At 70.6% G+C, this 15,759-nt stretch carries 12 protein-coding genes and 1 tRNA gene; 6 read left to right on the top strand and 7 right to left on the bottom strand.

The genetic code is table 11. The features are described from left to right. Positions 1-16 precede the first annotated feature (16 nt). The 7 genes from OG624_RS21030 to OG624_RS21000 form a co-directional block, all read right to left on the bottom strand. On the bottom strand, positions 17-676 hold the full coding sequence (locus tag OG624_RS21030) for a response regulator (protein WP_033214854.1): 660 nt from the start codon (positions 674-676) through the stop codon (positions 17-19). Positions 677-685: 9 nt separating this feature from the next. Next, positions 686-2,386: a sensor histidine kinase gene (locus OG624_RS21025; RefSeq protein WP_033214856.1), complete on the bottom strand. Its 1,701-nt coding sequence runs from the start codon at positions 2,384-2,386 to the stop codon at positions 686-688. Between the two features lie 129 nt (positions 2,387-2,515). After that, positions 2,516-4,093 carry a YrhB domain-containing protein gene (locus tag OG624_RS21020; protein ID WP_326748500.1) on the bottom strand — a complete coding sequence of 526 codons (1,578 nt, stop codon included), beginning with the start codon at positions 4,091-4,093 and terminating at the stop codon, positions 2,516-2,518. An 18-nt stretch (positions 4,094-4,111) separates the two neighbouring features. Next, positions 4,112-5,746, bottom strand: coding sequence for a putative T7SS-secreted protein (locus tag OG624_RS21015; RefSeq protein WP_033214858.1), 1,635 nt, complete (start codon positions 5,744-5,746; stop codon positions 4,112-4,114). Continuing rightward, entirely contained in the window at positions 5,746-6,381 is a 636-nt protein-coding gene (locus OG624_RS21010; RefSeq protein WP_371588118.1) for a hypothetical protein, read from the bottom strand. Before OG624_RS21010 ends, OG624_RS21015 begins: the two co-directional genes overlap by 1 nt. Further along, positions 6,378-6,866, bottom strand: coding sequence for a hypothetical protein (locus OG624_RS21005; RefSeq protein ID WP_033214863.1), 489 nt, complete (start codon positions 6,864-6,866; stop codon positions 6,378-6,380). The genes OG624_RS21010 and OG624_RS21005 overlap by 4 nt, the downstream gene beginning before the upstream one ends. A gap of 232 nt (positions 6,867-7,098) precedes the next feature. Next, a tRNA-Leu gene (locus OG624_RS21000) sits at positions 7,099-7,181 on the bottom strand. A 293-nt stretch (positions 7,182-7,474) separates the two neighbouring features. On the opposite strand from OG624_RS21000, the gene OG624_RS20995 reads away from it, so the two are divergent. From OG624_RS20995 to pknB, 6 genes are all read left to right on the top strand, one after another. Further along, on the top strand, positions 7,475-8,332 hold the full coding sequence (locus OG624_RS20995) for an FhaA domain-containing protein (RefSeq protein WP_161294797.1): 858 nt from the start codon (positions 7,475-7,477) through the stop codon (positions 8,330-8,332). A gap of 10 nt (positions 8,333-8,342) precedes the next feature. Beyond that, on the top strand, positions 8,343-8,849 hold the full coding sequence (locus tag OG624_RS20990; protein WP_033214868.1) for an FHA domain-containing protein FhaB/FipA: 507 nt from the start codon (positions 8,343-8,345) through the stop codon (positions 8,847-8,849). 147 nt (positions 8,850-8,996) lie between these two features. After that, positions 8,997-10,457 carry a PP2C family protein-serine/threonine phosphatase gene (locus OG624_RS20985; RefSeq protein WP_033214870.1) on the top strand — a complete coding sequence of 487 codons (1,461 nt, stop codon included), beginning with the start codon at positions 8,997-8,999 and terminating at the stop codon, positions 10,455-10,457. Between the two features lie 34 nt (positions 10,458-10,491). After that, positions 10,492-11,916 carry an FtsW/RodA/SpoVE family cell cycle protein gene (locus OG624_RS20980; RefSeq protein WP_033214872.1) on the top strand — a complete coding sequence of 475 codons (1,425 nt, stop codon included), beginning with the start codon at positions 10,492-10,494 and terminating at the stop codon, positions 11,914-11,916. After that, positions 11,913-13,376, top strand: a complete 1,464-nt coding sequence (locus OG624_RS20975) for a peptidoglycan D,D-transpeptidase FtsI family protein (protein WP_033214873.1) — start codon at positions 11,913-11,915, stop codon at positions 13,374-13,376. The genes OG624_RS20980 and OG624_RS20975 overlap by 4 nt, the downstream gene beginning before the upstream one ends. A gap of 194 nt (positions 13,377-13,570) precedes the next feature. Next, complete coding sequence (pknB, locus tag OG624_RS20970; RefSeq protein WP_033214875.1) at positions 13,571-15,586, top strand: Stk1 family PASTA domain-containing Ser/Thr kinase; 2,016 nt, start codon at positions 13,571-13,573, stop codon at positions 15,584-15,586. Positions 15,587-15,759: the final 173 nt, after the last annotated feature.

The following is a 15,759-nucleotide window of genomic DNA, read 5'->3' as shown; positions in this document are numbered from 1 at the left end:
AACGGGCTGACCGTATCTACAGCCCGGCGTCCCTGGCCAGCAGCGCCGCCTGCACCCGGTTCTCGCAGTCCAGCTTCGCCAGGATCCGGCTCACGTACGTCTTCACGGTGGCCTCGCTCATGTGCAGCCGTCGGCCCGCCTCCGCGTTGGACAGGCCCTCGCCCAGCAGCGCCAGCACTCCGCGTTCCCGGTCGCTGAGCTCCGCCACCTGACGACGGGCCACCTCCCCGCGTACGGCGGCCTTCCCGGAGGCCAGCTGGTCCACCACGTGCCGGGTCGCCCCCGGCGAGAGGTAGGCGTCCCCGGCGGCCGCCGCCCGGACCGCCCCGATCAGCTCGCCCGGCGCCGAGTCCTTCAACAGGAATCCCGCGCCGCCCTCGCCGAGCGCCCGCAGCACGTTCTCCTTCTCGCCGAAGGTGGTCAGGATCAGCGCCCGCACCTGCGGCACGGCCCGTCGCAGCTCGCCCAGCGCCGACAGCCCGTCCATCACCGGCATCTGAATGTCGAGCAGCATCACGTCGGGCGCGTGCGAGCGGGCCAGGTCCACCGCCTCCTTGCCGTTCGCCGCCTCCGCGACGACCTCGATGTCCGACGCCGAGGTCAGGATCATCCTGATCCCGGCCCGGATCAGTGGCTCGTCATCGGCGATCACCACTCTGATCACTTCGGCTGTCACCCCGCGCTCCTACTGCTTGACCTCGTACTGCTGCTTTTCCACGAGCTTGCCGTCCTTGAAGCAGAACCGGAAGATCCGGTCCGTTCCCAGGGAGCCCGAATTGTCCTCGGCCAGCAGGGCCAGACACTCCGAGCCCGCGGGCCGGGGCGGCCCCTTCCTGGCGGCCCCGGCGGTCATGAAGTTCTCCCCGGTCGGCAGCCGGTCGCGGACGGCCTGCTCGGTCTCGCCCACGTGCACGGCGTCGAACTCGTCCCGGTCGATCATCGCGTCGCTCGCCGAGTCGATCAGCAGCACCGCACCGGCCCCGAACACGATCACCAGCAGCACCACCGCCGCGAAGGCGATCCCGCAGCCCACCGCGACCCCACCGGACCGGCTGGGCATACGGACGGCCAGCTCCCGGTCCACCGCCTGCCAGTCCATCGGCTGCTCGCCGCCCCGCCCGGGCGGCGGACCGCCCGCGTACGCGTGCGCCTGCTGCCCGAAGTCGTCGGCCACGTCCACCACGCCGGCCGGCTCCGCCCCGTACGGCAGGACCCCGGCCACCCGGAACCCGCCGCCCTCGACGGGACCCGCGTGCACCATCCCGCCGACCAGCCGGGCCCGCTCGCGCAGCCCCGTCAGGCCCTGCCCGCCCGACACCACCTCGTCGGCCGCCGGCCCCGCCGACGGCCCGTTGGCGATCTCCACGACCAGCGAGTCGTCCTCGTAGCGCAGCTCCACCGCGATCGGCGCCCCCGGCGCGTGCTTGTACGCGTTCGTCAGGGCCTCCTGCACGATCCGGTACGCGGCGTGGTCGCACGCCGCGACCAGCGGCCTCGGCCGGCCCGACGTGGTCATCCGGACGTCGGTCCCCGAGCCCCGGGCCGCCTCCACCACCCCCGCGATACCGGCCACCCCGCGTGCCGCGGGCTGGGCCTCCTCGACGGGCGCGGGCGCCTCCACCCCGTCGCGCAGGATGCCGACGACCTCGCGCAGCTCGTGCATGGCGGCCACCGAGGCCTGCCGCAGCACGCCCACCGCCTCGCGCTGACGGTCGGTGAGCTTCGGATCCACCTCCAGCGCGCCGGTGTGCACGGCGATCAGCGCCAGCTGGTGCCCGAGGCTGTCGTGCATGTCCTGGGCGATGCGCTGACGCTCGCGCAGCCGCGCCTGCCCGGCGACCATGGCCCGCTCGCGCAGCAGCTGCCCGTTGCGCTCCTGCAGCGCGCGCAGCAGGGTGCGCCGCTGCGACCAGTACCGGCTGGCCAGACCCGGCATCACGGTCGTCGCCAGGAACATCAGCGTGGAGAACACGATCACGAGCAGCGGCTGCATCTGGGCCCACTGATCCACCACGCTGCAGCCGACCGCCGCCACGAAGGCCAGCGTGAAGGCGGCCAGCGCCCGGCCCACCCCGACGATCCGCCGGCCGGCCGACCAGCCCAGCAGGGGCAGCACGAAGAAGGCCCCGGGCAGGAAGGTGACCACGCCCGAGGCGAACACGAGCGTGCTCCCCGGCAGCCTGCGGCGCGTCAACGTCAGCACGACCGCGAGCACGGCTCCGAGCAGCATGCGCCGCCCGGAGGCGTTGCTGACCTCCTCGACGCCCAGGCCGAGGATGGCGAGCACGCCGCCGAGCGCCAGGTCCCCGGCCAGCATCCGCCGGGTCCACGGCTCCGGGCCCTTCAGCCAGTCCCAGCCGGCACGCGTCTTCGCCTTCGCATCCACGCGCCCGACCCTAGACACCCGCGCCCCCGGCCGGCCGCCCTCTTTCGTCGCGCCCCGCACGACGAAAGTCGAACGCCGCCCCCACCCCGGGTCCTCCCGCTGCGGGCCGGAGCGGCCGTCCGCGCTCCGTCACCGATACCGGACCACGCGCACCCCGGACTCGCGGAAGCCGTCCAGGTCCCGCAGCTCCTGCGCGGCGGAGTCGATCAGCCCCACCATCCCCGACTCGCTGTGCAGCCCGGCGAGCAGCAGCCCGGTGCTCTCCCGCCCGCGCGCGTCCAGCCGCCGTACCCACACCAGGGCTCGGCCCCCGGCCGGCAGGGCCGCGAGTCCCTCGACGGCCGCGGTCACGGTCGGATACTCCGAGACGGACAGCACCGGGCCCAGCTCCGCCATCGTGGAGGTGAACCAGTCGGCCTTGTCCGGCACGGGCGAAGGCCCCGCCGGCTGGTCCCGGTCCCAGGCGGCCAGGAACCCCCAGGGATCGGAGTTGGGCAGCAGGAACGGCTCCTGAGGCCCCTTCGGCACGACCACCGCGGCGTCGAGCATCCCTCGGCGCCAGTCACCGGTGCGCAGCGCGGCCGTCGTCTGGCAGGCGAACAGCCACCCCCGGGCGGTCTCGTCCTCGGCGGCCGGCTCCACCAGCTCGACGGGTTCCGCATAGGTCCGCCTCAGCCACCGCTCGGCCTTGTGCCGGGCGGTGGCGAGGTCGGGCGCCGCCGCCGCGTCCTCGACCCCGGGCTCGACCCGGGCGAAGACCAGCTGCAGCACCCCGACCTGGTCCAGCCGGGCCAGCCCGCCGGTCATCCCGTCCAGGAACGCCACCTGGCCGTTGTTGTTGTGCACGTACAGCAGGTGCCCGCTGACCTCGGTGCCGCCGATGACCCGCCGCACCCACACCACGCCCTGGGTGTCCGGTCCGGTCTCCTCGGCCCGCGTGATCACCTCGTCCCAGCTCACGCACCGCAGCTCGCGGGCGGCGGGGAAGTAGCGGCGCAGCAGCAGCTCCCACCAGCCGGGCGCCTCGTGCGCGGGCTGCCAGGGCAACGGCGAGGAGGGGCCGCCCGCGATCGCCGCGGCCGTCGTGACCACGCAGCCGCGCGCGTTCAGCCGCCGGGCCTGGGTCTGCGCGTCGCGCTCCACCGGGTCCCGCGTGTACGCCGAGGCGTCGCCCCACGGATCGTTCGACGCGGGATGGAAGGGCTCCCCGTAGTCCTTGGGCACCACGAGCGACGCGGCCAGCATCGGCGTCCGCGGATAGCCCGGCTGCTCGGTGGTCCGACAGGCGAACAGCCAGGTCCCGGCGTCCTCGGCGACGGGGTCGATGCCCACCAGCTCGACGAGCCCGTTGTAGGTGGACAGCAGCCACTCCAGCGCGGTCTGCCACGGCTCGGCCTTGGAGGTCTTCGCCAGGCCCGCCCGCTGCCAGCCGCCGTGGCGGACGTAGGCGAGGTATTCGTCGAGGGGCAGGTGCGTCGGGGGGAAGTCCACCCGGGACCCGTCCTTGGGCACGATCACCAGTTTGTTGAACGGACCCACCATGGGGTCCCCGGCGTCGATGCTCTCCTGGGTGTCGTACCGGACGATCCAGGCCAGCTCGTGCTCCTGGGTGAGCTCCGGCTGCAGCACGATCGTCCACGGCTCCGAGGCGAACGCCTGCTCCAGGCGGGCCCGGGCCGCTTCGAGGGCCTCGTTCAACGTGAGCATTTCTGATTCCTGACGACGCTAGCGGTAGGGGACATGGGCGATCTCGCTGATGTTGTGTGTCTCGAGTGTGGCCAGCTTCCCCGTCTGGCCGTCCAGGAAGACGACACCGTGGGGCGTGTTCACCGCGTTGAAGACGTGACCGGCCATCCCGTGGCGGGAGATCGCGACGACACTGCGCGAATCCGGCCCCCGCGCCTCCAGGTCCTTGACGATGTCGTCGTAGGTGCCGACGACCTTCTTCGCGCTCGGCTCCACACCCAGTTCCTTGTACGGGATGTCGCCCGGCCCGGTCTTCGGCGCGGCCGAGACCTCCACGCCGTCCAGCCGGCGGTCCAGCGTCACCACGTTGTTGGTGCAGTTGTACTGGTAGCCCGGCATGTTCGTGTTGTTCATGTCCTTGAGCCACGGGTACTGGTCGTCGATGAACTTCTGGGCGTCCTTCTTCCCGACCGAGTCGGCGTGGATCGAGGGCCGCTCCGTCACGCCCTTGGTCGGCTTCGCCAGGTGCGACCAGGCCGAGGGCTTCGTCGCCGCCGCCTCCGCGACCCGCACGCCCGCCCGGGCCCCGCCGAATCCCTTGGTGCCGAGCAGCTCCGGCACGAGTCGGCCCAGGCCCTCCGACGGGTCGTCCTTGAAGCTGTCGATCAGCGCGCCCGGGATCCGCTCCGGGTGGGCGGCGGTCGACACCAGACCGGCCAGCGTCATGTTGAGGTTCTGCTGGTACTCGGCGGGGTGGGTGAGGTTGTACGGGTCCATCGGGTTCAGGCCGCGGGCGAAGTTGAGCAGCCCGGCCGTGCCCTTGACCACGCCGCCGACGAAGTGGTTGAGCTCCACCGCCTGGCCGCCGTAGTAGTCGGTGATCCCGGCCAGCGCCCGGTCCGTCGCCGAGGGCTCCTTCGGGGCGTGCGCGAGGGCCGCGTCCATCGTCTTGGCCACGGCCCCGGCGGCCTCGTCGCGCTGCCTGCGGGCCTCGTTCAGGATCTCGTGGGCCCGCCGGGCGTCGGCCTTGCCCACGTCGCCCGGCTTCTGCGGCTCCGGTCCGGGATCCCGGCCGGCCTTCGCCGTCGCGTTGTAGGTCTCGACCTTCGCGGCGTACGACTCGTGGGCGTCCTTGGCGGCCTTGACCGCCGCCTTGTACAGGTCGATGGCCTGCTGCGCCTGCTTCTGCGCCCACTCCACCGTCTCCGCGTACCGGGTCAGCGCGCCCGCCGCCACCTCGCAGGCGTCGGAGGCGTGCAGCCAGTCCGTGGGGTGCATGGCGAACTTCTCGCGGAACGCGTCGGCCGCCTGCCCCTTCCAGTGACCCGAGTCCAGCGCCCGCATGCCCTGGCCGACCCGGTCGAACGCGCCCTGGAAGTCCTTCAGGTGCTTCGCCGACTCCCGGATCTTCGCGGGCTTGCCGTGCACCAGTTCGTTCGCCTGCTCGCTCTGGCCGAGCTGCTGCTCGCCGACCGAAGCGCCCATGTCCGAGGCGAAGTCGTCGCCCCAGTCCTCGACCTTGTCCGCCCAGTCGTCCGCCCCGACGTACTCCAGGCCGGCACCGATCCCGTCGGTGGCCTTGTCGACGCCCTGCCCGACGACCTTCTTCGTCCCCTCCCAGCCGTCGTCCAGCTTCTGCAGGCCCTTGTCCAGCAGGCCGCCCCAGTCCGTCATCAGCGCTCACCGCCCGACGGCTGCGGCTGCGGCGCCGGTCCGACCCAGTCGTCGACGGCCGCGTCCACCTCGTCCCGCATCCCCGTCGCGTTGATGATCTGGTTACCGAGGAGCATGTCCGAGCTGTTGACGTCCCGCACGGCGCCCTTCCAGGCTTCCTCGCTGTTCTCGCGGGCCCGGTCGAAGGAGTCGGCGCTGTAGTCGGCGTCCCGGATCTGTGTGTACGGGTTGTCGGACAGGACCTCGCCCCAGTCCTTGTCGATGACGTCCTTCTCCGACGCGTAGGGATTGCCCATCGCGGAGTTCGTCAGGACCTTGAAGCTGCCCTGGATGTACTGGTCCTGCTCGTGCATCACGCCCGCCGACAGACCGACGTCGAACGCAAACTGGTTGCCCTGCTGCACCAGCGCCCGGACGCCCCACCCCCAGCGCTCGCAGAACGTCTTCATCGACGCCGTCAGGCCCTCGTGCCCGCTCTCCATCCCCGACAGCGCCAGGTCCGAGAAGCCCCGGCCCATGGAGGCCGAACCCACCATGCCGAGCTCCTTCAGCTCGCCCAGCGTGTCCGTGATGCCCTTCGCTATCTGCCCCAGCGCCTGCTTCGAGACATCGACGTCCGCCCCGTCCCCGCTCACGCCTTCCCCTCCGGTCCGTCCCCGTCGAGCGCCGCACCGTCCGGCACCAGACCCCGCAGCGGCGGGAAGACGATCCCGTCCGGCCCGGCCGCGTCCAGCGCCACCCCGCACGGGAAGTCGAGCGCCGGGATCACCTCGTCCAGCAGCCGCGCGCCGACGATCCGCCGGTACGGCCACTCCCGCTCGTCCTCGCCCCGCGCGTCGGCGAACCGGGCCAGCGTCTCCAAGCCCGAGAACGCGCAGATCCAGTCCAGACCGCCCAGCTCCGCCGTCCACAGGCCGCCGCGATCGTCCAGCGGCACCAGCACCACCCGGCTGCGGAAATCCGCCAATCGCTCCAGCACGGCCTCGCGGGCCGCCTCCACGTCCACCTCGGCGGCCGGATCCGGCTCACGCGCCGGTTCGGCCGGCTCCGTCGGAGTCCCGGTGTCCACCCGCTCCGTCGCGGCGGCGCGCAGCCGCCCCCACTCCTCGTCGAAACCCACGCACGACTCCTCGCACCGACCGGAGTGCACGATCGCGCACACCCGGCGGCCACAACTGGTCTCACAATTCGGACAGTTGGCTCACCCTAACCCTGTCGTCCGACAGGACCACAGGTCAGGGGCACCGAACAGGGACGTACGTCACACCCACGACCGCGGAAGGGCAGGAGGCGAAGCGGGGAAACACGAAACGGCCGCCACCGCTTTCGCAGTGACGACCGTCTCGTCGATGTGGGCGAGGGGGGATTTGAACCCCCACGTCCCGAAGGACACTGGCACCTGAAGCCAGCGCGTCTGCCGTTCCGCCACTCGCCCGAGCAGCGTCCCAGTGGATCTTCCCTTTCGGGCCTTTCCCCTGGCGACGTCGAAACATTAGCACGGAGAACGGGGTGGATTCACATCGCTTTCCCGGCACCCCCGGACCCCTCCGTGGACGGCCCCTCCCGCACTCCGCTCCCGGTGCGGGACACTGTCCCTGGAGCGCCCCTACGATCCCTTGTGAGGACCAACACTCGTCCTCACAGGAACGATGGGGAACCACCCGAATCCGCCACGCGTGGATACGATCAGTAAGCAGTACAGGGCGACAGCGACGGAGGAGGTGCCCCATGGGAGTTCTGAAGCGGTTCGAGCAGCGACTCGAAGGTCTGGTGAACGGCACCTTCGCCAAGGTGTTCAAGTCCGAGGTCCAGCCGGTGGAGATCGCCGGAGCCCTCCAGCGGGAGTGCGACAACAACGCCACCATCTGGAACCGCGAGCGGACCGTCGTCCCCAACGACTTCATCGTGGAGCTCAGCGCCGGCGACTACGACCGTCTGAGCCCCTACTCCGGGCAGCTCGGCGACGAGCTCGCGGGCCTCGTCCGCGACTACGCCAAGCAGCAGCGCTACAGCTTCATGGGCCCCATCAAGGTCAACCTGGAGAAGGCCGACGACCTCGACACCGGGCTCTACCGGGTCCGCAGCCGTACCCTGGCCTCCAGCACCTCCCAGCCGCAGGCAGGACCGCCCTCACCGCAGGGCGGCTACGGCTACCCGCCGGAGAACCAGCCACAGGGCGGCTACGGATATCCCCCGGTCGCGGCCCCGCCCATGCCCAGCGCCCCGCCCCCGGGCGGACCCGGCGCTCGGCGGCCCGCCCCGGTCGGACCCGCCGGACCGGCCCCCGCGGCCGGCCCGGGTGGCCCCCGGCGCCACTGGATCGAGATCAACGGCACCCGCCACCAGATCTCGCGCCCCACGCTCGTACTCGGCCGAAGCACGGAAGCCGACGTGCGGATCGACGACCCCGGCGTATCGCGCCGGCACTGTGAGATCCGGACCGGAACGCCCTCGACGATCCAGGATCTCGGGTCCACCAACGGCATCGTGGTGGACGGGCAGCACACCACCCGCGCTACGCTCCGCGACGGCTCGCGGATCGTCGTGGGCAGTACCACCATCATTTACCGGCAAGCCGAAGGGTGAAGCGGGGGCAATGTCAGAGCTGACCCTGACGGTCATGCGGTTGGGTTTCCTGGCCGTTCTGTGGCTGTTCGTCATCGTGGCCGTCCAGGTCATCCGCAGCGATCTCTTCGGGACGCGCGTGACCCAACGCGGCTCCCGTCGTAACGGCGCGGGCGCCGGCGGCGCCCCGCAGCAGGCGGGTGGCCGGCAGGCCACGCCTCCGCAGCAGCGCCAGCGGCGCGGGGCACCCACCAAACTCGTCGTCTCCGAGGGCATCCTCACGGGAACCACGGTGGCCCTCGCCGGCCAGACGATCACGCTTGGCCGCGCGCACGACTCCACGATCGTGCTGGACGACGACTACGCGTCCAGCCGCCATGCCAGGATCTATCCCGACCGTGACGGCCAGTGGATCGTCGAGGATCTCGGGTCCACCAACGGCACGTATCTCGACCGGACCCGGCTGACCACCCCGACGCCCATTCCGCCGGGCGCACCGATCCGCATCGGCAAGACCGTCATCGAGCTGCGGAAGTAGTACGAGAATGAGCGAGCGGAGCGAGCGCGCGGCGGCGATCCGTCCCACCGAGGGCACGGACCCCAGCGCGCTCCCGACCGGAGGGTGGGCAGTGTGGCTCGAGACCGGTTGTACCCGGAGGCAGCTTCGTCGACAGGGCAGGTGCGCATGAGTCTGTCCTTGCGGTTCGCCGCCGGATCACACAAGGGCATGATCCGTGAGGGGAACGAGGACTCCGGCTACGCCGGTCCCCGCCTCCTCGCGATCGCCGACGGCATGGGAGGCCAGGCCGCCGGCGAGGTCGCGAGCTCCGAGGTGATCTCCACCCTCGTGCAGCTCGACGACGACGTCCCGGGCTCCGACATCCTCACCTCGCTGGCCACGGCCGTGCAGCGCGCCAACGACCAGCTGCGCGTGATGGTCGAGGAGGACCCGCAGCTCGAGGGCATGGGCACCACCCTGACCGCCCTGCTGTGGACAGGCCAGCGCCTCGGCCTCGTCCATGTCGGCGACTCCCGCGCCTACCTGCTCCGCGACGGCGTCCTCACCCAGATCACCCAGGACCACACCTGGGTGCAGCGCCTCGTCGACGAGGGGCGCATCACCGAGGAAGAAGCCACCACCCACCCGCAGCGCTCCCTGCTGATGCGCGCGCTCGGCAGCGGCGACATCGTCGAGCCCGACCTCTCCATCCGTGAGGTCCGGGCCGGTGACCGCTACCTGATCTGCTCCGACGGACTCTCCGGCGTCGTCTCCCACCAGACCCTGGAGGAGACCCTCGCCGACTACCACGGTCCCCACGAGACCGTGCAGTCGCTGATCCAGCTCGCCCTGCGCGGCGGCGGACCCGACAACATCACCTGCATCGTCGCCGACGTCCTCGACACCGACAGCGGTGACACCCTCGCCGCCCAGGTCAGCGACACCCCGGTGGTCGTCGGCGCGGTCGCCGAGAACCAGCACCAGCTCTTCGACGGCGGTAACGCCATGCAGACCCCGGCCGGCCGCGCCTCGGGCCTCGGCCGCCAGGGCCGGCCCCCCGCCGGCGCCTTCGGCCCGCCCGGCAGCGGCGACGCCAACGGCTACGGGTACTCCCCCGACCAGGGCAAGGGCGGCGGCGCGTACGGCACCTTCGGCGAAGCCGAGGCCTACACCGCCGACCCCGGCTACGAGGACACGTACGACCACCCCCGCAGGCGCCGCAGCAAAGGGCGCAAGTGGACCACGCGTACGCTGACCCTGCTCATCGTCGCCGGTGTCGTCGGCGGTGGCCTCTACGCCGGCTGGCGCTGGACCCAGACCCAGTTCTACGTGGGCGTGAAGGGCGAGCACGTCGCGCTCTTCCGCGGGATCAGCCCGAAGCTGGGGCCGCTGGAGCTCTCCAAGGTGGAGACCGATCGCCCCGACATCGAACTGAAGTACCTGCCGCCCTTCAAGCGGAAGCTGGTCGAGGCCACCATCAGCGAGAACAGCTTCGACGCGGCGCGCAAGAAGCTCGATGATCTCGGCGTCCAGACGTCCGCCTGCAAGAAGGACGAGGAACGTCGCAAGGCCGAGGCGAACAGCCAGACGCCCGCCCCCAGCCTGACTCCCGAGGAGCAGGCACTGGTCGGGCTGTGCGGCAAGTAGTAGACATACGCGGGCGCAGGGGGCCTGCCACACCATGAGCGTAGTCACCAACACCACCACGATCGGCGCCATCGAGCTGCCGAGCAGGCGGAACACCGAGCTCCTCCTGCTCGGCTTCGCCGTGCTCATCCCGATGTTCGCCTACGCCAACGTGGGCCTCGCGATCAACGGCTCCCTGCCCCCCGGCATGGTGCTCTACGGCCTCGGCCTCGGCGCCCTCGCCGGGATCGCACACCTCGTCGTGCGCCGGTACGCCAAGTACGCCGACCCGCTGCTGCTCCCCCTCGCCACGCTCCTCAACGGGCTCGGCCTCGTCCTGATCTGGCGCCTGGACCAGTCCGAGCGCCTGCAGAACCTGGCGAAGCGGGCCTTCGGCGGGTTCTCCCCCTCCGCGCCCCGCCAGATGATGTACACGGCGGTCGCCATCGCCCTGTTCGCCGCCGTCCTGCTGGTCCTCAAGGACCACCGCGTCCTGCAGCGGTTCACGTACATCTCCATGGCCGGCGCCCTGGTCCTGCTGATCCTGCCCGTCATCCCGGGCCTCGGCGCCGACGTCTTCGGCGCCAAGATCTGGATCAGCGTCGGCGGCTTCTCCATCCAGCCCGGTGAGTTCGCGAAGATCGTCATCGCGATCTTCTTCGCCGGCTATCTGATGGTGAAGCGGGACGCGCTGGCGCTGGCCAGCCGCCGCTTCATGGGCCTCTACCTGCCGCGTGGCCGTGACCTCGGCCCGATCCTGATGATCTGGGCGATGAGCCTGCTCGTCCTCGTCTTCGAGAACGACCTCGGCACCTCGCTGCTCTTCTTCGGCATGTTCGTGATCATGCTGTACGTGGCCACCGAGCGCACCAGCTGGATCGTCATCGGCCTGCTGATGTCGGTGGGCGGCGCGGTGGTCGTCGGCACCTTCGCCAGCCACGTCCAGGCCCGTGTCAACGCCTGGCTGGACCCCTTCGCCTGCTACACCACCTCGGGCGCCTGCGAGCAGGTCGGCCAGTCGATCATGAGCTTCGGTTCCGGCGGGGTCCTCGGCGCCGGCTGGGGCCAGGGCAACTCCGACCTGATCGGCTTCGCGGCCAACTCCGACTTCATCTTCTCCACCGTCGGCGAAGAACTCGGCCTCGCCGGAGTGATGGCCTTCCTCCTGCTCTACGGGCTCATCATCGAGCGCGGTGTGCGCACCGCGCTCGCCGCCCGCGACCCCTTCGGCAAGCTCTTCGCCATCGGCCTCTCCGGCGCCTTCGCGCTCCAGATCTTCGTGGTCGCCGGTGGAGTCATGGGTCTCATCCCCCTCACCGGCATGACGATGCCCTTCCTCGCCTCCGGCGGTTCCTCCGTCCTGGCGAACTGGATCCTCATCGCCATCCTCATCCGGATCAGCGACACCGCACGCCGCCCCGCACCGGCCCCCGCCCCGTCCCCCGACTCCGAGATGACCCAGGTGGTCCGTCCGTCATGAACAAGCCCCTGCGCCGCATCTCGCTGTTCTGCGGGCTGCTCGTCCTCGCCCTGCTGATCCGTACCAACTGGCTGCAGTACGTGCAGGCGGAGGAGCTCAGCACGCGCAAGGAGAACCGCCGGGTCCAGATCGCCCAGTACGCGACCGAGCGCGGCAACATCATCGTCAAGGGCGACCCGATCACCGGCTCCAAGGTGACCGACGGCAGCGACTACAAGTTCAAGCGGACCTACACGAACGGTGAGCTCTGGGCTCCCGTGACCGGGTACGCCTCCCAGGCCTTCGGCTCCACCCAGCTGGAGTCCCTCGAGGACGGCATCCTCACCGGCAACGACGACCGGCTGTTCTTCGACCGCACCATCGGCATGTTCACCGGGGAGAAGAAGCAGGGCGGCAACGTCGTCACCACGCTCAACCCCGAGGCCCAGAAGGCCGCCTTCGAGGCGCTGGGCACGAAGAAGGGCGCCGTCGCGGCCATCGACCCGCGCACCGGCGCGATCCTGGCCCTGGTCTCCACGCCCTCGTACGACCCCTCGCGCTTCGCGGGCAACTCCAAGGACGACGAGAAGGCCTGGGTCGAGCTGAAGGACAGCGAGGACAAGAACCTCGTGAACCGCGCCCTGCGCGAGACGTACCCGCCGGGCTCCACCTTCAAGGTGGTCACCGCGGCGGCCGCCCTCGAACACGGCGTCGTCCAGGACATCAACGCCCCGACGGACACCCCGGACCCGTACTTCCTGCCCGGCACCAAGACCGAGATGATCAACCACGCCAAGGGCTGCGAGAAGGCGAGCCTCAACGAGGCGCTGCGCATCTCCTGCAACTCCGTCTTCGCGAACATGGGCGACAAGGTCACCCGCGACAAGATGGTGGAGACCTCGGAGAAGTTCGGCTTCAACAACGACAAGATCGACGTTCCGGTCCGCGCGTTCGCCAGCATCTACGACAAGAAGATGGGCAAGGACGGCAACGCCCAGAGCTCCATCGGTCAGTTCAACACCGCCGCCACCCCGCTGCAGATGGCCATGGTCACGGCCGCGATCGCGAACGACGGCAAGCTGATGAAGCCGTACATGGTCGACATGCTCCAGGCTCCCAACCTGGACGTCATCGAGAAGCACGAGCCGCAGGAGATGAGCCGGCCGCTCTCCGCCGCCAACGCGGAGAAGGTGCAGCAGATGATGGTCAACGTCGTCGCGAACGGCACCGGCTCCAAGGCCAAGATGAACGGCGTGACGGTCGGCGGCAAGACCGGTACGGCGCAGCACGGCGAGGGCAACAAGAAGCGCCCGTACGCCTGGTTCATCTCCTACGCCGAGACCCCGGACAAGGCCTCGCCCGTCGCCGTCGCCGTCGTGATCGAGGACAGCGAGGCGGACCGCGAGGACATCAGCGGTGGCGGTCTGGCCGCTCCCGTCGCCAAGGCGGTCATGGAAGCGGTGCTGAAGAGCCAGGGATGACCGAGGGATCACGGCCGGGTTCCAGTGACTCAGATCACAGAATTCCGGCCGGGTCCGAGCGTACGGTACCGGTCCAGTATCAGCCTGTGGCCACGAACCGATCACGGACGATCGGCCGGTAGCCTTTGCGCGAACAGCACACCGCCGGACCACACACAGGTGCGGTCGGGACTGACGGAGAGGGCTGCAACGTTATGGAAGAGCCGCGTCGCCTCGGCGGCCGGTACGAGCTGAGCCACGTGCTCGGCCGTGGTGGCATGGCCGAGGTGTACCTCGCCCACGACACCCGGCTCGGCCGTACCGTCGCCGTCAAGACCCTGCGTGCCGATCTCGCCCGTGATCCGTCCTTCCAGGCCCGGTTCCGGCGCGAGGCCCAGTCGGCCGCGTCGCTGAACCACCCGGCGATCGTCGCGGTCTACGACACCGGCGAGGACTACGTCGACAACATCTCCATCCCGTACATCGTGATGGAGTACGTCGACGGTTCCACGCTGCGCGAGCTGCTGCACTCGGGCCGCAAGCTGCTGCCCGAACGCACGCTGGAGATGTGCATCGGCATCCTCCAGGCCCTGGAGTACTCGCACCGCGCCGGCATCGTGCACCGCGACATCAAGCCCGCCAACGTGATGCTGACCCGTACCGGCCAGGTCAAGGTCATGGACTTCGGCATCGCCCGCGCCATGGGCGACTCCGGCATGACCATGACGCAGACGGCCGCCGTCATCGGCACCGCCCAGTACCTCTCGCCCGAGCAGGCCAAGGGCGAGCAGGTCGACGCGCGCTCCGACCTCTACTCCGCGGGCTGCCTGCTCTACGAGCTCCTCAGCGTCCGGCCCCCGTTCGTCGGCGACTCCCCGGTGGCCGTCGCCTACCAGCACGTACGGGAAGAGCCGCAGCCGCCGTCGAACTTCGACCCCGAGATCACGCCCGAGATGGACGCCATCGTCCTCAAGGCATTGGTCAAGGACCCCGATTACCGCTACCAGTCGGCCGACGAGATGCGCGCCGACATCGAGGCCTGCCTCGACGGCCAGCCCGTCGCGGCCGCCGCCACCATGGGTGCGGCCGGTGGCTACGGCTACCCCGACCCGGGCAGCGGCTACGGGCACCAGGGCTACGACCAGCCCACCACCGCCCTGCGCACCACCGATCCCGGTGCCCAGACGTCGATGATGCCGCCCATGCCCCCGGGCGACGGCGGATACGGCCACGGCGGCTACGACCAGGGCCCGGGCCGCCGGCAGAAGAAGAGCAAGGCGTCCACCGTCCTGCTCGTCGCTGCGGGCATCCTCGTGCTGGTCGGCGCGATCCTCATCGGTCGTTCCCTCTTCGGCGAGGGCGCCGACAACCGGCCCGCCGTGCCCAAGCTCATCGGCCAGACCTTCGAGGTGGCGCAGAAGAGCGGCGAGAACGTCGGCCTCAAGGTGGTCAAGGGCCAGGACGCACCCTGCGACGACCAGCCCAAGGGCAACGTCTGCAAGCAGGATCCGGCGGCCGACACCAAGGTGGACAACGGATCGACCGTCACGGTGACGATCTCCACGGGCGCGCCCAAGGTGACGGTCATCAACGTGCAGAGCCTCAGCTTCGAGGAGGCCGAGAAGCAGCTCAAGGAGAAGGGCTTCCAGGTCGACCGCAAGCCGCAGGAGTCCGACCGGCCGGCGGGGACCGTCCTGGAGCAGAGTCCGAAGAGCGGCACCGAGGCGGAGCGCAACAGCGTCGTCACGCTGACCGTCGCCAAGGAGATCACCAAGGCCACGGTGCCGGAGCTGCGGGGCAAGAAGAAGGACGAGGCGATCAAGGCCCTCACGGACGCCAAGCTCCGGCTCGGCAGCGTGACGGAGCAAGAGGCTCCCGGAGCCGTTCCCGGCACGGTCATCGGCCAGCAGATCGAGGCGGGCGAGGAGATCGAGGTGGGCAAGACGGTGAACGTCACCATCGCCAAGGCCTCGGCGCAGACCGTGGTGCCCAACTTCAACGGCCTCACCGTGGACCAGTACAAGGACGAGCTGCGGCGCGCGAACCTCCGGCTCGGCATCGTCAGCGGCTCGACGGACGGCAACGCGGTCGTCGTGCGCACGGACCCGCTGCCGGGTACCCCGGTCACCTCGGGCCAGGCCGTGAACGTCATCGCCCTCGGCGGTGGCGGCCAGCAGCAGGGCGGCAACAACAACGGCGGCCTGATCGGCGGCCTGGGCGACAACCGCTGACGCGACCGCCCGGGTGGCCCCGGCCACCGGCACGAGCGAAAGGTCCGGCCTCCTCCCCGTTCCCGGGAAGGAGGCCGGACCTTCGTGCGTCACGCCGCTGTACGGCCGCCTGCGGCCGTATCCGGGACGGGTGGGTCTCCTGGGGCCCAGGAGGCGCCGGCGCCTCCCAGAGG

It is taken from the genome of Streptomyces virginiae (genome assembly GCF_041432505.1).
Lineage (GTDB): Bacteria > Actinomycetota > Actinomycetes > Streptomycetales > Streptomycetaceae > Streptomyces > Streptomyces virginiae_A.
Note: the sequence above shows the minus strand (reverse complement) of the source record. Positions and strands in the feature narration are given on the sequence as shown.